This is a genomic window from Tropicimonas sp. TH_r6, from assembly GCF_033101155.1.
Lineage (GTDB): Bacteria > Pseudomonadota > Alphaproteobacteria > Rhodobacterales > Rhodobacteraceae > Tropicimonas.
This window is the reverse complement of the sequence record NZ_JAWMPX010000037.1, coordinates 1-24,245: the sequence shown is the minus strand read 5'-3', so window position 1 is coordinate 24,245 and position 24,245 is coordinate 1. Positions and strand designations below refer to the sequence as shown.

Annotated in this window: 20 protein-coding genes; 6 read left to right on the top strand and 14 right to left on the bottom strand. The window is 61.4% G+C overall.

From position 1 onward, the window contains the following. Positions 1-46: 46 nt before the first annotated feature. Positions 47-586 carry a VPLPA-CTERM sorting domain-containing protein gene (locus tag R3X27_RS22920; RefSeq protein ID WP_317711236.1) on the bottom strand — a complete coding sequence of 180 codons (540 nt, stop codon included), beginning with the start codon at positions 584-586 and terminating at the stop codon, positions 47-49. A gap of 385 nt (positions 587-971) precedes the next feature. Next, entirely contained in the window at positions 972-2,003 is a 1,032-nt protein-coding gene (locus R3X27_RS22915; protein ID WP_317711235.1) for a replication initiator protein A, read from the bottom strand. 484 nt (positions 2,004-2,487) lie between these two features. Here R3X27_RS22915 and R3X27_RS22910 point away from each other — a divergent pair, with 484 nt between their 5' ends. The 3 genes from R3X27_RS22910 to R3X27_RS22900 all read left to right on the top strand — a co-directional run bounded on the left by R3X27_RS22910 (position 2,488) and on the right by R3X27_RS22900 (position 6,634). Next, entirely contained in the window at positions 2,488-3,909 is a 1,422-nt protein-coding gene (locus R3X27_RS22910) for an AAA family ATPase (protein ID WP_317711234.1), read from the top strand. A gap of 94 nt (positions 3,910-4,003) precedes the next feature. Continuing rightward, a complete protein-coding gene (locus tag R3X27_RS22905) occupies positions 4,004-5,044 on the top strand; it encodes a ParB/RepB/Spo0J family partition protein (RefSeq protein WP_317711233.1) in 1,041 nt (346 codons plus the stop codon). Between the two features lie 333 nt (positions 5,045-5,377). Continuing rightward, a complete protein-coding gene (locus R3X27_RS22900; RefSeq protein WP_317711232.1) occupies positions 5,378-6,634 on the top strand; it encodes a glycosyltransferase family 4 protein in 1,257 nt (418 codons plus the stop codon). Positions 6,635-6,674: 40 nt separating this feature from the next. Here R3X27_RS22900 and R3X27_RS22895 read toward each other — a convergent pair whose 3' ends face one another. From R3X27_RS22895 to R3X27_RS22870, 6 genes are all read right to left on the bottom strand, one after another. Then, positions 6,675-7,586 carry a sialate O-acetylesterase gene (locus R3X27_RS22895; protein WP_317711231.1) on the bottom strand — a complete coding sequence of 304 codons (912 nt, stop codon included), beginning with the start codon at positions 7,584-7,586 and terminating at the stop codon, positions 6,675-6,677. A gap of 9 nt (positions 7,587-7,595) precedes the next feature. Next, positions 7,596-9,206, bottom strand: a complete 1,611-nt coding sequence (xrtD, locus tag R3X27_RS22890; RefSeq protein ID WP_317711230.1) for a VPLPA-CTERM-specific exosortase XrtD — start codon at positions 9,204-9,206, stop codon at positions 7,596-7,598. Between the two features lie 319 nt (positions 9,207-9,525). After that, entirely contained in the window at positions 9,526-10,239 is a 714-nt protein-coding gene (locus tag R3X27_RS22885; protein ID WP_317711229.1) for an SGNH/GDSL hydrolase family protein, read from the bottom strand. Between the two features lie 8 nt (positions 10,240-10,247). After that, positions 10,248-10,736, bottom strand: a complete 489-nt coding sequence (locus R3X27_RS22880) for an acyltransferase (protein ID WP_317711228.1) — start codon at positions 10,734-10,736, stop codon at positions 10,248-10,250. Between the two features lie 141 nt (positions 10,737-10,877). After that, positions 10,878-11,780: a glycosyltransferase family 2 protein gene (locus R3X27_RS22875; RefSeq protein ID WP_317711227.1), complete on the bottom strand. Its 903-nt coding sequence runs from the start codon at positions 11,778-11,780 to the stop codon at positions 10,878-10,880. After that, positions 11,777-13,159 carry an O-antigen ligase family protein gene (locus R3X27_RS22870; protein WP_317711226.1) on the bottom strand — a complete coding sequence of 461 codons (1,383 nt, stop codon included), beginning with the start codon at positions 13,157-13,159 and terminating at the stop codon, positions 11,777-11,779. Before R3X27_RS22870 ends, R3X27_RS22875 begins: the two co-directional genes overlap by 4 nt. Positions 13,160-13,418: 259 nt before the next feature. On the opposite strand from R3X27_RS22870, the gene R3X27_RS22865 reads away from it, so the two are divergent. After that, positions 13,419-14,522 (top strand): acyltransferase, encoded by a 1,104-nt coding sequence (locus tag R3X27_RS22865; protein WP_317711225.1) that lies wholly within the window; start codon positions 13,419-13,421, stop codon positions 14,520-14,522. Between the two features lie 84 nt (positions 14,523-14,606). Here the strand turns inward: R3X27_RS22865 and R3X27_RS22860 are convergent, their stop codons facing one another. The 3 genes from R3X27_RS22860 to R3X27_RS22850 form a co-directional block, all read right to left on the bottom strand. Next, positions 14,607-15,197, bottom strand: a complete 591-nt coding sequence (locus tag R3X27_RS22860) for an acyltransferase (protein WP_317711224.1) — start codon at positions 15,195-15,197, stop codon at positions 14,607-14,609. A 67-nt stretch (positions 15,198-15,264) separates the two neighbouring features. Then, positions 15,265-16,182: a glycosyltransferase family 2 protein gene (locus R3X27_RS22855; protein ID WP_317711223.1), complete on the bottom strand. Its 918-nt coding sequence runs from the start codon at positions 16,180-16,182 to the stop codon at positions 15,265-15,267. A gap of 131 nt (positions 16,183-16,313) precedes the next feature. Continuing rightward, positions 16,314-17,819, bottom strand: a complete 1,506-nt coding sequence (locus R3X27_RS22850; protein WP_317711222.1) for an oligosaccharide flippase family protein — start codon at positions 17,817-17,819, stop codon at positions 16,314-16,316. A 300-nt stretch (positions 17,820-18,119) separates the two neighbouring features. On the opposite strand from R3X27_RS22850, the gene R3X27_RS22845 reads away from it, so the two are divergent. Both R3X27_RS22845 and R3X27_RS22840 read left to right on the top strand, forming a co-directional pair. Beyond that, positions 18,120-19,205 (top strand): glycosyltransferase, encoded by a 1,086-nt coding sequence (locus R3X27_RS22845; protein WP_317711221.1) that lies wholly within the window; start codon positions 18,120-18,122, stop codon positions 19,203-19,205. 468 nt (positions 19,206-19,673) lie between these two features. Then, positions 19,674-20,324 (top strand): VPLPA-CTERM sorting domain-containing protein, encoded by a 651-nt coding sequence (locus tag R3X27_RS22840; RefSeq protein WP_317711220.1) that lies wholly within the window; start codon positions 19,674-19,676, stop codon positions 20,322-20,324. Positions 20,325-20,403: 79 nt separating this feature from the next. Here R3X27_RS22840 and R3X27_RS22835 read toward each other — a convergent pair whose 3' ends face one another. From R3X27_RS22835 to R3X27_RS22825, 3 genes are read right to left on the bottom strand one after another with little or no spacing between them, the layout of a single operon-like run. Continuing rightward, complete coding sequence (locus R3X27_RS22835) at positions 20,404-21,339, bottom strand: CpsD/CapB family tyrosine-protein kinase (protein WP_317711219.1); 936 nt, start codon at positions 21,337-21,339, stop codon at positions 20,404-20,406. Between the two features lie 16 nt (positions 21,340-21,355). After that, on the bottom strand, positions 21,356-22,960 hold the full coding sequence (locus tag R3X27_RS22830) for a lipopolysaccharide biosynthesis protein (protein WP_317711218.1): 1,605 nt from the start codon (positions 22,958-22,960) through the stop codon (positions 21,356-21,358). Between the two features lie 11 nt (positions 22,961-22,971). Further along, positions 22,972-23,772, bottom strand: a complete 801-nt coding sequence (locus tag R3X27_RS22825; RefSeq protein ID WP_317711249.1) for an ExeA family protein — start codon at positions 23,770-23,772, stop codon at positions 22,972-22,974. Positions 23,773-24,245: the final 473 nt, after the last annotated feature.

The window sequence follows — 24,245 nt, the reverse complement described above, 5'->3', positions numbered from 1 at the left end:
GCCGGGATCCCTCCCGGCCTTGAACATCTTGTTTGGAACGCTTGGCTCAGGCGTGACGGCGCTTGCGACGGGCCGCAAAGCCCAAGGCGCCGAGGCCTAGCCCGAGGGTCCAGATCCCAGCCGGCACCGGGATGGCGGCGAGCCCGAGCGTGACATGGCTCAGCTTCTCGATCGACACACCCGATCCGGCGAGATTATTCGTGTCACCATTGGCGAACACAAGCTTGGTCAGGTCGGCGATGTTCTTGAAGACATAGTGGGTGTCAAAGGTATGACCACCCTTGCCAAACTTGAGCAGGAAGTAGCCCGGCATGGCCGGAGCAACATCCTTGTACCATGCATCGGCAGTGGAGTCGTAAGACCAGCCCAAAGCATCGTCTATCTTGGTCGATGTCAGCACCCCCGCCCCCACACCAAGAAGCGAGGCCATGTAAGCGAGTTCACCGGGCTCACTGCTGTCAGACAGGCGAGTACTCCCCACGAATGTATCCGCAGTCACCGCAGCCTGCGCGCCCCCTGCCGTGAGGCCCCCAAGGGCCATCGTCGCGGCGACCAAAAAGATCTTTCCAAAGTTTGAGAAACTCATCAAACCACCTCTCCAAAATTAATAATGATTAAAATTAGCATCATTTGACGATTTTGTCCAAGTTTTGCCGCAATTTCGGCGAGTTTTCACTAATCGTCCAAGGGACTGTTTCCCCTAAAGAAACAGCCCTTGGCGTACCCCTCATTGTCCTCTCCTGGGATACGGCCTCCACATATCCCAAGAGCACAAGAGCCGAGCCGTGTGACTCCGAATCAGGGGTTTCAAGCCCCTGCCCCTATGTTTCGCGCGCGAAACACAGGGGCGAAAAACAGAGGACAAAACAGGTAGGAACGCCTCTCAGCCCTGGATCGACTGTCAGAAAACCCGGCTCATGCGTGAGGACGTGTTGCGAAGCTCAAGGCGCGACCACCGAGGCAGCTCCCGTCTAGTCGTCTCCACTCGAGACACGGGTCTTCACATAGCCCAGGAAGGCGGCGGCTGGAGCGTGCAGGCGCGGGTAGCCGGAGGCGGCCCAATAGGCCTGCCAGTCCGCCTGAAGCGCGTGCACGTCCCAGCCCGGGGCGAGCGCGCGCGCGGCTTCGAGGGTCTCGTGGGGCAGGGCAGGGGGCTGCTTGCCCGGCGGCGGCGTGCGGGGTCTGACGCGGATCATATCGCCTGCCTCTTCCTCCAGCCGGTAATCGGGCAGGTTGTCGGCCTGCATGATATCGCGCAGCATCGCGCGGAACACCCGGCGGGGCGAGGCGGAGCCGGATTTCTTCCACAGCACATCGACCGAGACGCGCCAGGACGGTTGCCGCCCGCAATGCTTGCGCGCCAACTCGTAGATCCGCCGCGCCAATGGTCGGCGCAGGCGAAAATAGTCCCGGCTGAGCGTCAGAACAGATTTCGACAGGACCGCCCGGTAAAGCCATTCCGAGAGCGTCACCGACACAGACACCATGCGCCCGCCTCGCGTGCGGCGAACAATCTCCCAGCTTTCAATAAGGCCAAAGCCGGTGGTCACCTCCAACGGATCCTCCTTCGGTCCTGTCGGGATATTGGTGGTGATCCGGGTGCCCGCGAGCCGCTCGAAGGCCTCGCGGAGACGGTTATAGGCATCGCCCGAGGTTTCGCGATTGGTCGAGACCAGAAGGTCATGGGCCCGCAAATGCAGTGTCCGCGCCAATGGTCGTCCCGCGTTCAGCGCCGCCATCAACTGGCTGACGCAATAGATCAGGATATCCTTGTCATGGATCGTGGCCAGACCCTTGACCGAGGGTGTGACCGTGATCTCGGCCCCGTTATGCGAATAGTTGAGGATGCGCCTGTCCGGTCGTGTCGACAGGGTGAAGACCGGATGCTCCATGGTCGCCAGGTCGTCCTTGGGCACCCAATCAAAAAGATCGCAGATAAAGAAATCCGTCTGCGGATGCCGGTCGGGCAAAAGCCCCCCCGGATCCATGATCGCCCCAGCCATGTCCTGCTCGTTTTCTTATCGTGGTTTTAGTGACACCAACGATAGAGTTATCCACCGCTTCCGTCCATCCGCCCAACGAAATCGGTCGTGGGTTCGGAGTCGGAGTTTCGGGGTTTGAGAGTCGCCTCAACGTGGGTTCGGAATCGCGTGCCTCAACTGAAGGCATGAATTCGCACGTAGAAACAGTGCCTTACCAAAAGGCGACAGTGCCTTAACAGATATACTAACCATAAATAACACGACACAGGATGAGGGGCTTCAAACAAGCGTTCGCACACATCTGACAAAAAGCCTTATAATGCATTGAAATAGAAAGAAAATTTTTATGTGCGCATTTTCATTGCATGTATCACCTTTATGGTTATGTTTGAGAAAAAGCGGCACATGATGTCGCCGACAAGAGCAGTCTCAACCCGAATCGCATCCATCTGACACACGCCCTATGCAGCAGATGCGCTTCGCAGGAACACCGGACAGACAGGCGATGACACAGTCCAGACCCTCGGTCAAAGCAGGTACCAAGACCCCCGAAAGCACCCCCCCTTATCAGCGGCTCGATCCAGATGATGCGCTGGCCAGTTTGCAAGGGCCTATCGGGACAGCCGATTTCGCCAGGCTCGCCAGGGATTGCGGCGCCGGCCGCGATGATCTGCGCAGCCGCGGGTTGGACGCGAAAGGACAAAAGACCCTGCGCCGGTTCTCCACCTGGGAGATCACGAAATACCTGATCCCCGTGGCCCAGGCCCATTTTCGTCGTGTTCTCCGTGCGAACCCGGACTGGCCCCAGGGGGAAAGCGAAACGCCGGGTGGCGCGCGCTGGTTCACCCTCGACGAGATCCAGACCTTGCGCGGACTCTTCGCCGCCGAAGGGTCCAAGGCCAAGGGCTACCTGCCGTACCGGCCCGAGGGGTTGCCCGCCAAGATTGTCGGCGTGGCGAATTTCAAGGGCGGGGTCGGCAAGACATCGACGGCAGCTCACCTGGCGATGTCGGCCGCGCTCGACGGCTACAAGGTGCTGGTGATCGATCTCGACAGCCAGGGCTCGCTGACCTCGATCTTCGGCGGCGAAATCGCCGATGAATGGGATACGGTCTTCCCCCTGCTCGCGCGCCATTACGGCCGCCATCTGCAGAGCCAGAACCAGACCCGGCTGGACCGTGGCGAGGCGCCCCTGCCGCTGGATGAAACGCTGGCCGAAGCGCTGAAGGTTTCCACCCAGGACGTGATCCGTCCGACCCACTGGCCCAATATCGACCTGATCGGGGCGCAGCTGAACCTTTACTGGGCCGAGTTCCAGATTCCGGTCTGGCGGATGAAGTCGGGCACCTGGAAGATGTGGGAGGCACTGACCGAAATCCTGGAGGCGGACGGCGCGCGCGATGCCTATGACGTGATCCTCATCGATACGCCGCCCGCGCTTGGCTACCTGACGATCAACGGGCTGTCGGCAGCGGATATCCTGCTGGTGACGCTCGGGGCCTCGTTTCTGGAATTCGACTCGACGGGGCGTTTCTTCGACATGCTCCATGCGACCTTCTCTTCGATCGAGGAGAGCGAGAACCTTGCCGCCCGCGCCCTCGGTCGCCCCGAGATGGCTTTTGAATGGGATGCGGTCCAGGCCGTGGTCACCCGCTATGACGGCGCCCAGCAAGCCGAGATGGCGGCCCTGATGCAGGCCTACCTGGGCAGCAGCCTCGCGCCGCATCGGCAGGATTATACCGCGCTGGTGGGGCAGGCCGGCGAACAGGTGGCCGGCATCTACGAGGCCGATTACCGTGATTTCAACCGCGAGACCTATGTGCGCGGGCGCGAGACCTTTGACGCCACCTATGCGGATTTCAAGCGCCTGCTGATCGGGTCCTGGCGCCGGGACCTCGCTGCCGCCGAAGAGGAGGCGGGGGCATGACCCGCCTTGTCAACGAGCGCCCCAGACGATTATGTTTCGCTGCGAAACGCCTATCCGTCAGAGACCACCCGGCCACATTGCAGGAGGATCCGTCATGGCCCGTCGTCGACGTCTGACTCCCGTCGTTGCCCATCTTCCCGAGGAAGCGGGAACGGATGCCGGGGCTGCACGGACGCGCGCGCCCATTGCCGCGGCTGCCGGGGATGCTGCCGCCGGCGCTGCTCTTGCCGAGGTGGCCGGTGCGCTGGAGGCGGCCCGTGCCGAGGGGCGGTTGGCCCAGCCCCTGCCCCTGGAGGCGGTGATCGACGATCATCTGGAGCGGGATCGCTATGCGGCGCGTGCCGGGAACACGGCAAAGGGACGACTGGCGGCGGGCGGTTCCGAAGCGGATGAGGATATGGCCGCCCTGATGGAAAGTCTCTCGACCCGCGGGCAGCAGGTCCCGATCGAGGTGGTGGCCCTGGGTGATGGGCGCTTCGGCCTGATTTCCGGTTGGCGCCGGCTGACAGCCCTGCGGACACTCAACGCGCAAACTGGAGAAGAGAGGTTTGCCACGGTGCTGGCGGTGCTGCGCCAGCCCGAGACCGCGGCGGAAGCCTATGTCTCCATGGTCGAGGAAAACGAGATCCGCCAGGGGCTGAGCCATTACGAACGTGCGCGCATCGCGGTCCAGGCGGTTGCGCGCGGGGCTTTCCCGGATCTCCGCTCCGCCTTACGTGGGCTTTACGCTACTGCCAGTCGGGCGAAACGCTCCAAGATCGGAAGCTTCGCGGCCATCGTCACGGCGCTCGACGACAGCTTGCGCTTTCCCACCGCCCTGCCGGAGCGGTTGGGGCTGGAACTGTCGAAGTCACTGGAGGAAGAGGAGGCGCTTGCATCGCGTCTCTCCTCGGCACTGGCCAGCGCGCAATCGGATACGGCGGAGGCGGAGCAGTCTCTGATCCGGTCTGTTCTGGCGAAAAGGGCAGGGGAGGCCTCGCCGGAGCAACGCTCGCCACCCGCCCCGAAGTCCGGGGAAGACGAGGAGATCCACCTGATCGGAAAGCCCGGGCGCATCACGCTCACGGGGCCGGGTGTGACGCGGGAGTTTCGCGCGGCCCTGACCGCCTGGGTGAAAGCCCGTCAGGACAGCTAGGGCAGGGCGAATGTTTCGCGTGCGAAACGCTTCGCGATGAAGGGCGATTGGAGCAAAAGCGGCCTTCCGGCCGTGCTTTCCCGACACCAGGCGGAACGGCAGGGGAGACATAGAAAAGCCCGTTTTTTTGTCTAAAGATCGCTGGAAATCCTGTCGTCACGCTGTATGTGGGGTGTCTTATTGACGAGCCGAACCAGTTTTGTTCTTGTTTGTTGCAGACGCGAAACGTCTTGCCCCCTGGCTGCCACAGACTCTGGAATAGAGGCCAAAGAGATTTTGTTCGTCCCGTGCCTTCTGGGCATGGGACCGTTGAGATTTGAGAAGGGTTGATAAGTGAATAGAACTGCACAGCGGCGTATCCTGATCCTTGTCGAAAACCTTCCTGTCCCTCTGGATCGCCGGGTCTGGCTGGAAGCGACCAGCCTGCAGGCGGCGGGCTATACCGTCTCGGTGATCTGTCCGATGGGCCGGGGTTGGGATGCCGCCTATGAAGAGATCGAGGGCGTTCACATCTATCGCTATCCGCCGCCGCCGGAAGCCCATTCCGGTGCGTTTGCCTTTGCCCGGGAGTGGGCGACGGCGCTCTGGAACATGAGCCGTCTTTCGCGAAAGGTGCGCCGGGAACAGGGGTTCGATGTGATCCAGGGCTGCAATCCCCCGGATCTGCTCTTCCTGGTGGCCCTGCTCTGGCGCTTCTCCGGGGTGCGTTATCTCTTCGATCACCATGATGTCTGCCCCGAACTCTACGAGGCCAAGTTCGGCAAGAAAGGTCTCCTGTGGCGGGTGATGCATCTTCTTGAGCGGCTGAACTTCGCCAGCGCCTCCGTCTCCATGGCGACGAATGAGAGCTTCCGCGAGATTGCGCTGACCCGGGGAGGCATGAAGCCCGAGGATGTCTTCGTCGTACGCTCTGCTCCGCGCGTGGAGAATTTCCGCCCCAGTGACCACACCGGATCGTCGGACGGGATCACGCGCATGGGCTATGTTGGCGTGATCGGTCAGCAGGAGGGCATGGACCTTCTTGTGGCCTCGGCCGACCACCTGATCCACCAGCTGGGTCATGAAAAGGTACATTTCGAGATCGTCGGCTTCGGTCCTTCGCTGGAGGATGTGAAGGCCGATGTCGCCAGCCGTGGGCTGAACGAATGGTTCACCTTCCACGGGGCGCTCTATAACGAGGATCTCCTGGCGGTGCTGAACAGCTGCGATATCGGTGTGTCGCCGGATCCGAAGAACGACATGAACAACATCTGCACCATGAACAAGATCATGGAATACATGACGCTGGAGATGCCGGCGGTGCAGTTCGATCTGCGCGAAGGGCGCGCTTCGGCCGGCGATGCCGCGCTCTATGCCGAAGCCAATTCACCGGAAGATTTCGCCGCCAGGCTGGCGGTGCTGATCGAGGATCCCGCCCTGCGCGAGGAGATGGGCAAGCGTGGTCGCAAGAGGGTTCTGGAGGCGCTCTCGTGGGAGCACTCCACGGCCAACCTGCTGGCGGCCTATGACCGGATTTTCGAGAAGAACGGTTGGAAGGCTGCGCCGGTCGGCAATCCGGAGGTTTCGGCGGTGCAACATGGCGCGGAGTGAGGTGCGCCTTCGCCGATTTGGGAGGTGAAGGCGCACCTTCTCATTCGAGATAGGGTCGAATGTCAGCAAGAACCTGTGAGACGATTTCAGGTCTTGCGAGAGCATTGAAATGGCACTCGTCCCACCGGAAATTTCTGCCCAGAATATCCGTGTTCATTCCCAGAATAATGCGTGGGTCTGCTTCAGCTGCGGTCGCCTGTGCCTCCAGCACACTGGGAACCCCGTTTATGCGGCGATCCCCTATGCATCTGGATGCCTGAAACAAATAGGCCCTGCTGGTGTCCGAGAGGTCCAGAAGGTTGCTCAGAAGTGCGTGGAACTCGTCTGCCAGAATAGCTTTGTCGCTGATGACGGCGGCATCGGTCTCGCCCTGGTGCCAGAGAAAGAAATCGGGATGAAACCCTGCTTCGATAGCGCCCTTGATCTGCTGCTCAAAGGCTTCAAGGTAGCCGGACCTCTCGTCCAGCCAGTCGGATACCTGCGTCCCGCCAATCGCGCCATTTATCAGGAGAACCGGCTTGCCGCTTTCCGACGCAAGTTCGGATGCAAGAACAGGCCAAAGGCTTCCGCCAGAGCCGCCAGCTCCCAGGACCGGGTCTGTCGCGATGTAGCACTGCCCCATGAACCACATGTAGGCTTCTTGCCCGGCGACCGTTTGAGAACGTGATGAATTGGTGTTGGCAGCGTTTGACTGGCCGCCTGTCGCCAGGACGATGCTGTCTGCCGGATCAGGACAACCGACCATTGTATAGTCTGTGCCGGAATGCGGTTGAGGGATCGAATACCAGCTCTTGGGCAGGTTCAGCGAGGTGCGGAGCTTGTACTTGAAGTCCTGGTAGTGTTCCGCCGGTGATGGAGAGGTCACGCTCCAAACCACCCCAGCGAGAAATGCGATCAGAAGGGCAAGGCTCAGGCCGATAGTGACGACCACCTGTCGTGTGCGTCGGGACATCCTGAAAACCTACTCCGGTACAAACCTTGGCAGGCGAGGCATCACTTCACCCATGATGCGCTGCAGGCGCGCATCGGCATCTGCCGGGGTCTCTTCCTTGTGGATCGGGGTGACGAAACGCACCAGCGCGCCGTCGGCGCGGCCCCTGGTCAGGCTGTCCTGCAGAACCGTCATCTTGGCGGCGAAGTCGTTGGTCATCCGTCGACCGCGCTGTTCGAACCAGTAGTAGACCAGTTGCTGGGCCAGCCCTTTCTGGATCACCGCGCGGTTCACCTCGAACGTGCCATAGACCGTCTCGGGCATCGAAAGGGTGTAGGGCTCGAGCGTGAATATCTCCCAGCCATCCGAGGGAAGGCAGACCTCCGGCGAGTGCAGGCCCTGGCCTTCGGTCTGCTTGGCGTACCAGGCGGTGAAGAAGTTGACCGGAGTGGTCTCGCCGGCGGCGACGTAGGTGATGTCGATATAGTCATCGGCGGCCAGCACGGCTTCGATTTCGGGATCGAGCTGGCGGGGGTTGCCAGACCAGCTGCCGAGATTGCGCGGGAACAGGATGAAGCTGTCGCGATCGACTGTGACCTGGGTTCTTTCCGGGGCCAGGACAAAGCCCAGGCAGATGGCGCAGCTGAGCAGCGCCCCCGTCATCAGGCCACGGCTGGGCAGGGTGCGTTTGATCCGGGAAAACTGAACAGAGAATCCGGCGGTGTCGAGATCGATGGTCTCGAAGAAGGGCAGGGGGGTGGGGCGCAGGCGCTGGAGCGCCCAGGCCATGATGAAGAGGATCGCGATACAGGCGCCAAAGATCACCCAGCCTTCGAAGAGATGCAGGAAGCCCTCGGCATGTTCGATGCCGCGGTAATGCACGAGAATTCCGATGATCCCGATGCGGACGGAATTCATCAGGACGGTCAGGGGGGCGGCGGCCAGAAGCAGCACCGCCTTGTGCCACATCGGCCCGCGATAGAGGATCGCGAAGAGATAGGAGAAGGACAGGATCGGGAAGAGATAGCGCAGCCCCGAGCAGGCCTCGGCCACCTGCAGCTTGTAGAGTCCGAGGTCGATGACATTGCCTTCCAGCCGGACCGGAATGTTCATCATGTCGATGAACCAGGTCCCGAGCTGGGACGAGATCGATTGCAGGAAGATGGTCAATTGCCAGTAAAGGAACTGGGGCAGGGGCAGCATGAAGACCAGGTGCAGCACGGGGGCCCAGTGGTGCCGGCCGCGATGCCAGCCCATGAGCGTCAACATCACCCCGCCAACCCAGAGGATGAAGGCATAGGCGACGATATCGGGAATGCGCACGACATTGCCGAAGATCGCGATGGCAAGCCCGGCAAGGATCACCAGCACGCCGGGCCAGCGGATCACCGGGTCTGCCGGAGGCGTTTGCGGTCCGCGGCGCAATTCGCGCAGGAAAAGATAGAGCGAAATCGCCGGGATCAGCGGTCCGTGGCTGTATTCCGGTGTGATCCAGGCTTGCCCGAGAGAGATGAAGGCGATCCAGAATATCGGAACCGAGGCCGCCACGAGGATTGCCAGCCAGATCAGCCCGGCGACGGAGCTGGTTTCTCCGGGTATAGAAATGTGGCCCTGGCGGCCGGGGGAGAGGGTATTACTCATTTTGACAATCCGAACGTCCTTAAAACTCTGGTCACAGTAATCGTAAACTCAGGCAAAATCGATGGAGTCTTTGGGCAGAAACAGTCCGTTTTCCTGACGTTTTTGAGAGGTGGACAGGCATTCCCCCGGAAGTGGTGGCAATCTGAAGGGGGCACACACTCCGGGAAATTTGAAAACGGACCTGTATTTCCTGTGTCTGCGCATTGTCCAGGAGCATGGCTGGCAGTCTGACGGGGGAGGGGCGCTCGCCGTTGGCAGCAGCTCGTCTCATCCACGAATTTTCGGGTCTGGCTGTTGACGGGTCCAATGTGCCCGGAGGTTAAACATCGTCACTCTGAACAAGGATGCAGAGTTCCGTGGCAAGCTTCGGTGTCACAATGGCCTGAACCGCCGCGTCGGTTGGGTGGAGACCGTCAGGAAGGGCATTCGGCACCATGTCGGTCTTCAGGGCTGTCGCCCAGGCGGAGCGAAGATCGACAAGCCCCGTGCCGGTTGTCTCTGCCAGGGGCACGAGCGCGTTTTCATAGGCGGAGAGCCGTGGCCGGGACAGGGCGCGCAGCCCATGTGCCCGGTTCAACCGCAGAAGCACCACGGCAGCCCCTGGCAGCGCTGACTGCAAGCGTTCCACGATCTCGCGATGATTTCGGGCACTTTCCGAGAGGCCGATCTGGCGACGGATATCGGCGTCGTTGATGGTGAACTCGACAAGCACGATATTCGGGGCGGCGTCGATGACAGCCGCGACCTGGTCGAGCCCCCAGGCGGAGGTCTGACCGCCGGCGGCGAACCGGCGGAGCCGGACGGGGCGGTCGGCGCAGGCCTCAAGCCCGGCGGTAACCTCTTCCGGCCAGGCGGTATTGGCGGTGAGGCTTGTTCCGAGAACCGCGAGGGTGATCGGTCCCTCCCCTGCGGGCAACACGGGCGTTGGCCGGGGCATCTCGGGAAACGGGATGTCGGCGCCCTTGGGATGCGCCCACCAAAGCCCCCCGGCGACAAGCAAGACCGGGATGGCAACAAGGGAATAGTGGATCATCCCCATGCCTACGCGACAGGCTCCGCCATGTGGACGGGATCGGAGGCCGCCGGTTCGGGTTTGCGGTCTTCGGGGGGGATGCGGCCATAGGTCAGGAGCTGCAGGCCGCTGCGCAGCACACGGGCCGGGTTGCCAGCCACGATCGAGCCGCTTGGAACCGACTTGGTGACGACCGATCCCGCGCCGACAATGCAGCTGTCACCGATCTCTACGCCGGGAAGGATCAGGGACCGTCCCCCGATGAAACAGTTCTCGCCGATCCGCGTGTGGCGGCGCGTGTTGCGGGTCATGTCATGTGTCAGGATTCGTGCATCGAAGGCGATGTAGCTATGGGCGCCGACATGCACCCCGGCCGGGTGCGTCTTGTCGAAGGTGGCCGACAGGGACATTTCCACGGTTGGGTGAATGTCCATTCCCCAGATACGGGTCAGATAGGCTCGTTTTGCTGCGATCACGCGACGGCGCAGCCATTTCAGTTTGTTCAGGCTTCGTGCCATTATACGCATGCCTCCCGAGAAGCTTGCCAGCCGATCTAGACGCCCGGAACAGGGCAGGCAAGCGTTGGTTCCTGTTCCTGTGCACACCTGTCCCCGCCCGTTGGTCTCGGAACGGAAATGCGGGAGCGCGGTGTCATCCCATCAACGGCCCCGCTGAAACGGCGCCCGGGCCGTGGAGTACAAGGCCGCTGGCCAATATTTCCAGTTCATGGGCGCTGCGGCGCATGCACGCCAGGCATGACCAAGTGCACGCCCATAGTCGGAGACCTGACGGTGCGCCCCGGCGATACGGTGATGATGGTGCGCGAGCGCCTTGGGGTGGCTTGCCAGAAGGGCATGATGCTTGGCCAGTATCGCTTCCTGCGCAATCAGCCGGTTCCGGCTCGAGCGTGTGATGGAATTGTCCGACATCCGCTGCTCGACAAGTTCTTCATCCAGAAAATCGATGGGGCCGGCCTGTGCGGCCCGGAGCACGAGGTCCCAATCCACGAGCGCCGGGAGCGAGCAGTCGAAGCCGCCAATCTCCCGAAAGACATCACCACGTATGATCAGCGTCTGTGTCGAGATCAGGTTCTCGAACAGCAGCGTGTGCAGCAGCGGTGTTCCTGGCTGATACAACCCGTCCCGCGGGATGCGGCCGGTCGTCTGGCCAGTTGCCTCGTCCAGGATCTCCATGGAACAGAAACCCGCCACGAAGGACGATCCGGCAAGTCGCGCCATTTGCCGGGACAGTTTGCCGGGCCTCCAGAGGTCGTCACTGTCCTGATAGGCAATCCACGACCCCTTGGCGGCCTTTGAGCCGGCATTGCGGGCGCCGCTGACCCCTTTGGGTTCGGTGTTTTCCATCACCGCGAACCGGGGATCGTCGATTCTGCGCAATACGGACAGCGTGTCATCGGTCGACTGGTCGTCGACGGCGATCACGTCGAACGCGGGATAGTCCTGCGCCAGAACGCTGTCGATGGCCTGGCGCGCCGTGGAGGCCCGGTTGTAGCAGGGGACGACCACGGTAACATGCGGGAAGGTGGCGGAGGGATCGCTCATCGACCTGTGTCCCTTTGGCTGGCTTGGAGAGAAGACCGATCGTCCGGTGCGAACCGGGAGTGCGGCGCGGAATGATCGTCTGATTCAAATCGGGAGTAGCGTCCGGCGGCGGACGGTCCCGTGTTGGGCGTTTCCTGGTCGGGGGTGTCGGCGGTGTCGCCGGAGCCGGGTGTCGTATAGAGCCAGGCACCAGCCCCCAGATAGAACATCACGAACACGCCGACGGCGCCCCAGACATGCACGGTGGCCATGGTGAGACAGGTCGCGGCGAGGGTCAGCGTGTAGCCGGTCCTAATCCGTCGTGTCGTGTCGTCGTTGATCTTGGCCCGCAAAAGGCAGGTGAAGTGCCACAAGAAGGCGGCGACGAGGAACCCGGCGCCGACGAACCCGTAGCGCATCGTTGTCAGGAGCCAGAAATTGTCGACCGAGGCTGTCAGCCAGAACGGTCGTTCCCAATCGTTGAAACCGAGGCCGAAGATTGGATGGGCATAGGCGTTCTGGATCCCGAACTCGAAAATCGCGATCCGGGTCCAGCCTGTCCCTGAATTGAAGGTGAGGGTTTCGATCAGGATCGTGAGCGGTGTGCGGTTGGAGAGCAGGTCCACGACCACATAGCTGATTGTGCCCAGGATGATGAAAAACTTCCAGGCGCCCTTGGTGATCTTGTCCCAGAGGATCATCAGTATTTGAAGACCACAGGCCAGGAGCGGTGCGGAACTGAGCGACATGAAGGTCATGCCGATGGCAAAGATCATTCCGCTGTAGCGCCAGAAGCTGGCTCCGCGCGCCATGTAGAACAGGTTCGCGATGGCGAGAGAGCAGAACATGCCATACAGGATGGGATGTTCGAAGACGGCATAGACCCGCTCAAGCCCCATCCGGCCGTAAGCGCTTGATCCACGATGAATGGTTTCGAAGGCGACACCGACAATGGACGGGATGACCAGGCGTCCGGTGAAAAGCTCGATGAGGGCGAATGGGAACAGAAAGATCATCGAATACAGCAACAGCCGAATCATCCGGCGATAGTCGTTGCTGTTGCGAACGAGAGCCCGGCCCATGAAATAGCCGCCGACGAGCTCGACCATGGTTATGCCGGCAAATGGCAGTTTCTCCGGGCCATGCACCACGAACAGCGCGACAACGATCCAGAGCGCGTGAAGCATCATGAGGACGTCCACCGCAGTCGTCCGGCCGATCGCGCCACGGAATATCTGGAAAAGATAAGGCACGAACAGAACGAGGAGCATGACCCGCAGCGGCGATAGCCGCAGCCCCGCCACGGTGAGCGCGATGGGCATCAGCGTCACGCAGAAATACAGCGGCATGATCCACGGCGCAGGCCGGGATTCCTCGGCATGGTGTGTTCCAGGGGCCATGGTTGGGGAGTCGCTCAAAGTCATGGTAGACGGCCGGCTTATGCCTGTTTGCAATCAAAATGCCCCGGCGGCCTTCGCCGTGCTCCAATTCTGATCTCCTTAAAGCTTACCTGTCTCATCAATGTCTATCTGTTTGTCGGAATTCGTGGCGCAGGATTGCGTCCCTTCCGATATCCAGGATCAGTTGCTATGCAGCGGAGACGCCATTTCAGCGCACAGCTTCCTGGCGCCACAGATCGCGGGGGCGGTTGGAGACAGAATGGTACTGCTTTGTGACACGGCGCGGGGACGTGACAATAACCTGAACCTGATCCGTATGCTGGCAGCGGCGGCGGTTCTGGTCTCGCATTCCGTCCCGATCGCTGTCGATCCTGCTCTTCCGGAGCCCTTGAAGAACCTGACCGGCATGTCGCTTGGAACGCTGGCGGTGATGATGTTCTTCGTGATCTCGGGCTTTCTGATCCCGGTCAGCTTCGAACGTTCGAGCAGCCGCAAGCGTTTCCTGTGGGCCCGTGCCTTGCGGATCTTCCCGGGATTGTTCGTGAACCTTCTCTTCGTCGCCTTCCTCCTCGGCCCCCTCGTCACCACCCTGCCCCTGACAAGCTATTTCACCAATCCAGAGGTCTACCTGTTCGTTCTGCGGGACATGCTGCTTGTGCCTCTTGTCTATTCGCTTCCCGGCGTTTTCGAGGGGCAGCCGCTTGAGGATATCGTTGGCTCTATCTGGACGCTTCGGCACGAGGTCGGCTGCTATATCGGTGTTTTCATTGTCGGGGTTCTGGGGCTTCTGCGCTGGCGTTGGGCCTATCGGATCACCAGCCTGGCCTATTTCGTCTTTCTCTGGCCCGCCATCTCCTGGTTCGAGCCGCAGATGCACCCGCTGATCGATGATTTCTTCAGGCTCAGCGTGCCATTCGCGCTCGGCATGGTGTTCCATGCATGGCAGGATCGCTTGCCCCTGTCGCTCTGGGGCGTGGCGGTGACGGCGCTTCTGGCCTGGGCGATGCGGGACACGCTGTTCTATTTCCCGGCATTCTGTCTTGCCATCGGCTATGCGACCTTCTGGCTGGGATATATTCCCGGTGGCTTTATCCGGGCCTACAACCGGTTCGGAGATTATTCCTACGGTATCTACGTCTATGCCTTCCCGCTCCAGGGATGGGCGGTCTGGGCTTTCGGGCCTCAGACTGCCTTCGAGAACGTTCTTTACTCGGCGCCACCGACATTGCTCCTGTCGGTCCTGTCGTGGCATTTTGTCGAGAAGCCGGCGCTCGATACCCTGAAGAAGGGCCGGATCCCGCGCGGCGGGGATGTGCCGGAGCCCCGTGTTTCCGTTCCCGAACCCGCCAAAGGGGGGCGGTGACCCCGCTATTTCAGGCGCCCCGACGCCTCTCGGGGTCCGGTTGCAGTGGCAGGAATGGATCAGCGGGATGCGACGCTGTTCCCGTCAATCTGGCTCGCCGAGGCTGTCGGGCCGCCGCCGGCTGCTGACGACCCGTGCCGGTATGCCCACGGCCACGCTGTAGGGCGGGATCTCTCCTCGCACCACCGAGCCCGCGCCGATAATGGCACCGTCGCCGATCCGGGCGCCCGGCAGGACGACGACCCGTGCACCGAGCCAGACGTCGTTCCCGATCGTCACATCGGCCTCGTCCATAGCCTGTGCGGTGACCGGACCGCCGTCGTCGAAGCGATAGCTGGCGGCGGTAATCAGGATATCGGGACCGAGGAGCACATCGTCGCCGATCACGATCCGCCCCCGGGCCGGACCGGCCCAGAGCGTGGTTCTTGCCCCAAGCCCGAGCCGGGCACCGGCGACGATGCGTTCAGGATAGGAGAAGGCGGAAGTCGGGCTGATCCGCGCTTTCTCTCCCAGCGTCAGTTTCCGCCGTGGGATGACATGGGTGTAGTTGTAATAGTTGATCAGCCGGAAGGCGTGCAGATAGGCTCTGGGGTCCAGGACGGACAGGAGAAGCCGCAGCGCGCGGGCGGGTTTCGAGAGGCGCTGCTTGTGGGCGGGCAGGGGAAGGTCGTTCACGTCGCGTTTCCCTTTTTCGGGCGAGACCCGATCTGACGGAAAATGGGGTCCATATCCGTTTCCTGTGTCAAAGTTGGCCCCGAAGCGCCTGCTGGAACATCCAGGCTGCGCGTTGGAGGCGAAGGTGCGTAAGCGTGAGGAGAGCAGCGCGACGGTCCCTGCCTGTCGCGAGGGCTTCGGAGCGCAGCACCTTCGGGGAGTGCACCACAATGCTTGGCACCATGGCGAGCCCCTTGGCTGCCCAGGCCAGACGGGGCCGTGCACCGGGGGCATTCAATGCAAACCCCTCCTCGGTCAGACGCCGCCACTTCTTCTTGAGCGTGACCCAATCCGTCCGTGCCGGGTGCGCGACGGCCAGATCGTCGGCATAGACGATGTCGGCGCCTGTCGCGAGGGCCCGGTGACACCAGTCGAAATCTTCGGACAGGCCAACGATGAAGTCCCCGGTTCGGTCAAACAGAGCGCGGCTGGCAACGAGGTTGGCGGTGACGGAAAACCGCTTCCGCTCGACATATTCCTTCTGATTGAACGCAAAGACCGTTTCGAAGGCCTCGGCGCCGGACATCGGGTCCGCGCTTTCGGTAAAGACATCGACCCGTCCACCGATGATCGTATCGGGCTGGGCGAGCCGCTTTCCGGTGACAACCCAGTCGGGGGCCGGCACGCAATCGGCATCGAGGAACATCAGGATGGGCGCCGTCGTCCCGGCCACTCCGCGGTTGCGAGCCGCCGCTGCACCGCGACAATCCTCGCGCAGGAGGCGGGCAAAGGGAAAGCGGTCAACGAGCTCTGCCGGGTCGGGGTCCGAGCCGTTATCGACCACGACAACTTCGGTGCCAGACAGGTCGTTCCGGCTCAGGGACGAGAGGCAGCGCTCCAGCCGTACGTGGTCGTTGTAATGAGGGATGATGATGGCAGCTTCCGGTGCCCCGCCGGTGTCTTCCTGAAGGGAGTTATCTGGAAATGTTCCGGATGTCTCGATCATGGTGTCTTATCTCATGAGGGGGCATGTCAGCGGGCTGACCCCATTGGGTGGTCCGGGGGGATGCTACTGCATGCTCGGTCGCTGATCCATCGGTATGAATACGCTCCAGAGCGGCGGACATGAGCACCGGTTCAGCGCAGGCGGAACACCTTGGCCACATCCATGCGGTAGGTTGGAGACCGGAGAATCCGTAGAGACAGCGCCGCCAATATGAGCAGGCCAGTCAGCACGCCTTCGATCAGGGAATTGAACGACAGCGCCATACGCATCGCGACACCGGCCCCTGCCGTGGCGAGGATGAAGGCCAGGTCCGGAGCGATGACGCGCAGGATTGTCGCGCCATCAAGCGGGGTAACCCGGGTGGCGACCAGCGCAAAGAGCGGCCTGCACAGCAGGACCTGCGCGGTCGTATACGCCGCCACGAAGGTAACGAGGCTGTAATTTGAAGCGATCACCAGAACGATCAGCAGCAGGACCACACTGGCGAGCCGGGTCAGGAACAGAACCCGGGGTTGGCCACTGGCCACGAGCGCCCAAGTGCTGCAATTGGTGAAGAGAGCGGTGATTGGAAGCAGCCCGAGCCATCCCAGGATCGGCGCCGCGGCACTCCAGTCCGGCCCAAGCAGCACATACACCAGGGCATCGGGAGCCAGGATCATCAGCAATCCCACCGGCATCATGACAAGGTTGCCGCGGCTCAATTGGCGGGCATACATCGCGCGGAAACCTGCGGGATCGTTCTGCAGGCGGCTGAGCGACGGGATGAACGCCCCGGATAATGGCGACACGATCCGCTTTTGCGGCATCTGCGCAAAGGCCTGACTTCGGTAGAACAGGCCGGCCTCCATGCTGCCGAAGCTGCGCCCGATGACCACCATCTGCAAGTTGTTGACAAGCTCGTTGAGCAACCTGTCCGCCGACAGGAACCCGCCGAAGGCGATCGCACCGCGGGCTTCGCGCAGCGCCGAGTTCCAGGGGGCGGAGGGCAGCCACCGCACGGAGAGGAACAACAGAACCAGGCTTACCCCCTGTCCAACCAGGAGCTGGACCACCAGCGCCCAGTAACCGGCCCCCAGAAGGGCCGCTGCAATCGAGGCGACCGAGGAGACGATCATGCCCGAAACATTGCAGAGCTCGGCCGTTCGCACCTGCATCCGTCGCCGCAGGATAGCCACGTAGTGAACGCACAGAACCGACAGGAGAATATAGGGAGCCAGGGTAAACAGGATGATCGTCACCCGAGGCTCGCCATAGAAATTCGCCGCCGCCGGTCCCAGAAGAGCGGCCGCTCCCGACAAGGCAAGCCCGAGGCCAAGATTGACCCAGAACAGCGCCGAGACCACCCGGTGGCTGATTGTCTGCTGCTGTACCACGGCTTGGGCCAAGCCGAATTCCGAAAGCCCCGTGGCCATCAGGATGATCGGCATTGCCAACGCGACCATGCCTTGTTCCGCCGGCGATACCAGCCGTGCCAGGAGCGCTGTGGTCGCCAGGGTCAAGATCAACCGCAATGCTGAGAAGGCCAGGACGATCGAGGCCGATCGTCCGGTCAGACGCCCAAGATCACGCAACCCGGAAACATCGAAAAAGGCGTCACGGGGATCGGACGTTCCGTGCGGCCGCTGGGAAGAAGACATGAGGCGGATGGTGTCCTTGTCGGCGTCGATCGTGACGTTGTCCGGGAGGCGCTCGGTGTAAGCAGCGATGTTTCCGGCTTTCGGAACGCTTGTAAAGCTCGTTTGCCTGAACTCAAGGCTCCAGGTTCCATGGTTCTTAAAAACCAGAAAACGGCGTCCTTCACGGGAGGTCCGATTGTGTTGCCGCCCCGACGGATCTTTTCTCACGCGCCTTTCCAGGTGGCCTGTTCTCGAACCCGAGGAGATATTATGATCGAGGCCTATTGAGGCGAGACTTCTTTTTCAGGGACGTGATCATTGATGAATGGTGCCACCATCACAAGACCGAGCAGCGAACAGGCCGGTTCCGAAGACGCGCGCGCGGTCAGCGCTGCGGAGACCACGGTTCTGACTCTTACCTATGGTGAGCGTGTCGATCTCCTGTCGCGGATGATCGAAGCCGTAACCGACCAGGGGGTCCGACATATCTTCGTCTTCGCGAACGGATTGCGTAAAGACGTCTATGATCAGATCGAAACCCTGTCTCGGGACCTCTCGAAACAGGGCGTGGATCTTCGCCTTTTTCCCCATGATATCAACACGGGTTCGGCGCTCGGTTATGCCAGGCTACTGACCGCGGCTCGCGAGGATACCGCAACCGGTGCCGTCTGGTTGCTGGATGACGACAACCAGCCCCTGCCCGGCGCGCTCTCCGCGCTGCTTGATGCGAACGCGCGTCGGCCCGGCGCCGCTTTGGCCTCTGTCCGGCTCGATCGCGGATATCTGATCGAGGCTGCCCGCACCGGACATGCCCCCGGGCCATCTCGCGGGCAGGCATTCCACGTCGATATCTTTCGGAAATTTTCGCGGCTTTTGTCGAAGTTGGGCCTGATGCGCGTGGCTCGACCGGGGGGCGTGGGGCCCGAGGTTCCCATAACCCGGGTCCCGTATGGAGGGCTGTTCGTGCCTGATAGCTTGCTCGCCCAAGTCGCGCCCCCGCGCGAAGATTTTGTCCTCTATGCGGATGATTACGAGTATTCCGAACGCTTGGCGCGTGCCACGGGGCTCTATCTCGTCGCAGGCGCCAAGGTCGACGACCTCGAAACTTCGTGGAACGCGACAGGCAAATCGGAGCAGGCCAGCAAGTCACAATTCGAACGTCTGGCGACCATGCCGCCGGATTTCCGGCTGTACTACTCGGTGCGCAACGCCATTTATCTTGATCGGGCCCGCGTGAGTGGCGTCACGCTCCTGGCCTTCTGGATCAACGCTGTGGTGTTGCTCTCGGTTGGCATGCTGCGCGCATTCGCCGTGGGCCGCCCGGACAATGCACACGCATTGCGCGTTGCGGTATGCGACGGAGTTTCCGGTCGGCTCGGCCGCAATCCTGCTTTCCCCCTTCCTTGAGCTGCACCTGACCCGAAAGATCGCCGCATACACATGTGGACAGTTCTTATCCTCTCGTGACGTGACCGAATGCGCTCCTGTGCCGGGCCTCTGCTCCGCGTTCTATCCGGAGCTGCGGCCGGGTAATCTGCGGAGCGAATTCTGGTCAGCCGCAGAGAGCCGTCCACTCCCTTTCCTGACTGTCTTGAGTCGAACCGGGCGAGGGGTTTGTGTCGAAGGCAAGGCGCGGGTGATGAAGAATTGTTCGCGCTTCCGTCACAATGTGTGGAAAATATGCGGTTTTGTGCCGTGGAAGGGTGGGAGAGCGCCTTATTTCATCGTGAAATGGGGCAAAAATGAAGAAATTTTGTGGAACCCGAAGATGGTCTCGTGTTAACTATTCGGTAACCAAAGGAATGATCGATTCCTTGGTGGTAGGGTTATTTGAGAGGGTATCTTATGGAACTTAGAAAATTCACAATTGGATCTTTGGCGGTCGCCGGCCTGTTTGCGGGCGCACTTTCTGCGAACGCAGCCGTGAGCTATGGCATTCTCGATTCGTCCGTTCAGGGCGCTGGTAACACGGCAGATGTGTTCGCCTCCGAAGCGGTGTACGGCACCGATTGGGGCGTGCCGACCACAGGGTCGATCACGTCGATCACGCCTCCGCCGGGTGCCGTTCCCGGCGAGTTCAAGTCGCCTTGGGTGAACACTGCAGAGTCGGAGCTGGTCTCAGCGTCGTATTTCTCCGTTGGCGGTAGCTCTGAGCCGTCGCCGCAGACGGTCATGTTTGACACCGCGCTGACCGGAATCAAGCTCCTCTGGGGTTCGATCGATATCTACAACTGGATCGTGTTCAACGAAGGCGCCGCGGATGAGGCGACCGTGACCGGCACGGACATTCTCACAGCGCTTGGAGATCCGCTCGATGCCGGTCCCGAGCAGGTGGCACTTGTCAATTTCTGGGGCTCGATCGACTCGATGACCTTCTACTCGGCAAGCCCGACTGGCACGGATTATCCTGCGTTTGAATTCGCGGTTTCCACGGTTCCGCTGCCTGCGGGTGTCCTTCTGATGGGCCTTGGCCTTGCCGGCATGGGCGGAGCGCGTGTGGCGCAGAAGCGTCGCAAGTCTGCCTGATCGGCATACTGACAGATTGCATGAAGGGCCGCTCTGAGAGCGGCCCTTTTTCTTTTCCAGCGTTCCTGATCCTCGCCGGTCAGCTGCTGTAATATCCCCGGTACTGATCCGCCTTTTCCATGTAGCGGCACCGGTTCAGGACCACGCCGAGGACCGAGGTCTGGCTGGCCACATCCCGCTCGCAGCGATCGATCTCCTTGATCGTGGTCTTCTCCGCCGCGGCGATGATCAAAGCGCAGTCCACTTGGCCGAGAAAGGCCATGGAATCGTCATTCACCAGCAGCGGCGGCAGGTCGAACAGCATGACCGTGGGGTCATAGGCTGCCTGGATCTCGTCCAGCGCCAGCGCAGCGCGGCGGCTTTGCAGAAGCTCGGCGGGGTTGCGCGACGGCCCATGGGTCATGGCCAGCGCCAGGTTCGGACCATGGCGCAGCGCGCTGTCGGCGAAGGGGGTCACCCCCGACAGGACATCGGCGAAATTGTGGGTGGTCCGGACCCCGAGGGCTTTCGCCATATGCGGGCGGCGCAGGTCGACATCGGCGAGGATGCTGCGCTGGTCGGGTTGCCGACCGAGGCTCAGCGCAAGATTCAACGCCACGGTTGTCTTGCCGCAATCCGGGCCGGGCGAGACGATGGCCACCCGTTTGGCGTTTTTCGCTTTCAGATGTTGCAGAAGGCGGGTGCGGATTCCGTCGAAGCCAAGCGCCTCGGGGCCATTGTCGAGCGCCACGATCAGGTTGCGCCGGGCCTTCTTGGAGTCGATGCGCAGGGTTGGCAGGTCGCGCCAGGCCTGTTCCGCCGATGTGCGCTGAAGACCGGTGTCCTGAGGGGCAACCGCTGTGCTGTCGCGCTCGATCGAGGGCGTGCTGAGGGATGTCTCGGGGGCCGGCGTCTGTGGTTCGACAGGCCTATAGTCAGGGGAGGGCTCCGGTGGCATGGCCGCGGAGGCCTCGGAACTTTCCTGCGCCGCCCGTTCTGCCCGGGCCTTGGCGATGGCGATTTGAATACGCTCCATGTGCTTGTCTACCGGTCTATGTTGTCAGGTTGGAGGACAGGCTACCGGTCAGGCCGGCAATTCCGACCTTGTCCAGAATCCGTTGAAAAATGAGATCGAGGGGCATCACTTCGGTCTGAACGTACCACAGGCCTGCGGGAACCGCGACGGCCACGGTCAGCAAGGTCAGGAGGATGATCGCGCGGCGTCGGCGGATCTGACCAGGTGTTCGTATCAGGGGCAGGGTGCCAAAGGGGGTGATGCCGAGCTTGTTCTGCAGATCGACCGGTCGCCGGATCGAGGAGTTCATCAGCTCCAGCAAGACCACGAATGCCAGGCCGAGCGCTGCGCCACCCGCCACGCCGGCAATGGCGATCAGGGGCCGGTTCGGGCTGGTTGGTTCCGACGGTGCCACGGCCGCTTCGATCACGGTGATGCGTTGGCCCTTGGACAGGTTCTCGATGACGTCCCCGGTCTCGGCGGTTGCCCGATTCCGAACCGCCTCGTCATATTGGGTGCGCAGGGCGGCGTAATCGCGCTCCATGGCTTCGAGTCTCACGGTATTGCCGGGCGTGGCAGAAATCGTGGCCTGCAGATTGGAAAGCTGCGTGTTGATCTGCTCCCTTTCATTGCCCATGAATTCCAGCTGCCCGTCGATATCGGCCAACTGGATCTCCAGTGCCGTCAGCTGCGGGTCTTCGCCGTCTTCCGTGCCCAATGTGGCACCCTGCTCTTCGGCAACGATGTCGGCCATGGCTTCGGCGCGTGCCTCCAGCATGCGCAACCGTGGGTGCTCTTGAGACAAGACCGAACGTGCAAGAGACAATTGCTTTCGAAGCGCCAGGAGTTCCGCTTCGTTCGGGGTCATGGGTTGATCCTGACCCCCGACAAATTCACCAGAGGTCTCGTAAAGCGTCACCAGACGATCGCGGCGATCCCGCAGCACACTTTCTTCACGGGTCAGCTGTTGCAACCTTGTCTGCAGGGCGAGTTGCTGGCCGCGACGGAATTCAAGGCTGTCCGGCAGGGCCTCGAGATGTTCTTCCTTGAAGGCGAGAAGGATGCCCTCCTGGCGGGACAATTCGCGGTCCAGGCGCTCCACCTCGGCCGAGAAAAACTCCAGTGTCTGACCGGCAACGCCCCGGCGCAGTTCGACATTTCGTTGGAGAATCTGGGTGACGATCTCGTTCACCACGTCAGCAGACAGCTGAGGATCCGGCGCGTTGAAGGCGACAGTCACAAGGGTTGCTTCCCTTGCCCCGCGACGGCTGGTCCCGCCCGTCGTCCGGATGTTGATGCGCCGGCGCAGGTCGGTCACCACCTGGTCGGGGGTCATGCTGCGCCGTTCCGCACTGCCGGGAGGGCCATAGATCTGGAAGTCGTTGGCAAGCTCCAGGAGACCGGCCCGGGTCAGGATGCGCTGCCGGATGATCTGCAGCGCCTCGGTTGCCTCGGTCCGTACCGTGGAGGCAGCGAGTTCGCCGGGAATCTGTTCGCTTTCCACAACGAGGACCGATTGCGACGAGTAGACCGCTGGCAGCATCTTTGCCGCCGTCAGCCCGCCCGCTGTGCCGAGGACCAGAAATACCAGAAAATAATGTAGCCGTCTCAGGAACAGCTTGAAATAGAACCCCAGATCCATTGCTCTTCTCGTCAGTTCTTTGTGGGGTGCTGAAGGGGTAGCACCGTACTGCTCAACTCGGTTTCGCCGAGTGTCCGGACGCCATGGAACATGCCTTCATCCAGAACCTTCTGGACAAGGGCCCGGTCCACCTGCCGGATCTCACTGGTAAAGGCATAGACCATCGCCTGGTCTGCCAGTTGATTGATCAATCGGGGAATCCCCCCGGTCGCTGTATAGACAAGCTCTGCCGCGTCGCTCGTGAATATCTTCGAATCCGCGCCCGCGACTTTCAGGCGGTGATCGATATAGCTTTCCACCATCTCTGCATCCATGGTCGGCAGGTGCGCGCTGGCGGAAATACGCTGCGCGAACTGCTTCAGGGAAGGATGGCGGATCGTGGTGCGCATTTCCGGCTGCCCCAGCAGAACCAGCTGCAAAAGCTCATCGGTGCCCGAGTTGATGTTGGTCAGCATGCGGAGTTCTTCCAGTGAATCCCGGCTGAGATTTTGCGCCTCGTCAAAGATCAGGACCACACGGCGTCCGGCGGCATATTCCTGGATCAGAAATTCCTGCAGGCGTCCGAAGAGCTGAACATAGCCCTCCTCCGCGGTTGGAGCGAGGTCGAGTGCCAGGAGCACCCAGTGCAAGAGTTCGCCCCGGTCGCTCTGGGCATTGGCGACCAGCCCCACCCGCAGATCCGGCGGGACGTTGCTCAGGAAATGAGCCACGAGGGTCGATTTGCCAGCGCCCACTTCGCCGGTGACCAATGTGATCGGAGCGCGTGTGACGATTCCGTATTCGAGTATCGACCAGGCCCGCCCGTGATGCACCGACCAATAGACAAAGCGCGCATTGGGGACCAACGAGAAAGGGCGCTCCGACAAGCCGAAGAAGCGGGTGTAGATATCAAGAGTGCTCGGGTTTCGGGTCACGTGATTCGAAGCCTTGATGAAGGGAAGCGGAAGCTTGCCGAGCTTTGATTACAGGAAGTTTAGGGGATTGCGCGAATTTTCTGTGGCGACCGTTAGGCGGAGCCACTCGCCGAATCGGGGCCATGTTTCGTCGAACAATCGCCGCCCATACAGGCATTGTCCACGGATCGGGGGCAGTTTTGCATGCGTTCGCGGTCTGTGCTGTCAGGACCTAAAAGATTGAACAGTTTAACATACTGATAAATATACATATTATACCCAAGCAGGCGTTTTAGACAGTTGTATGAACCACGAAAAGTTAATACAACATAACTATAAAGGCTTTTGTTTTGAAGTTCTGTCGGAGCGCCGCGCGCGTGCAAGTTGTTTCA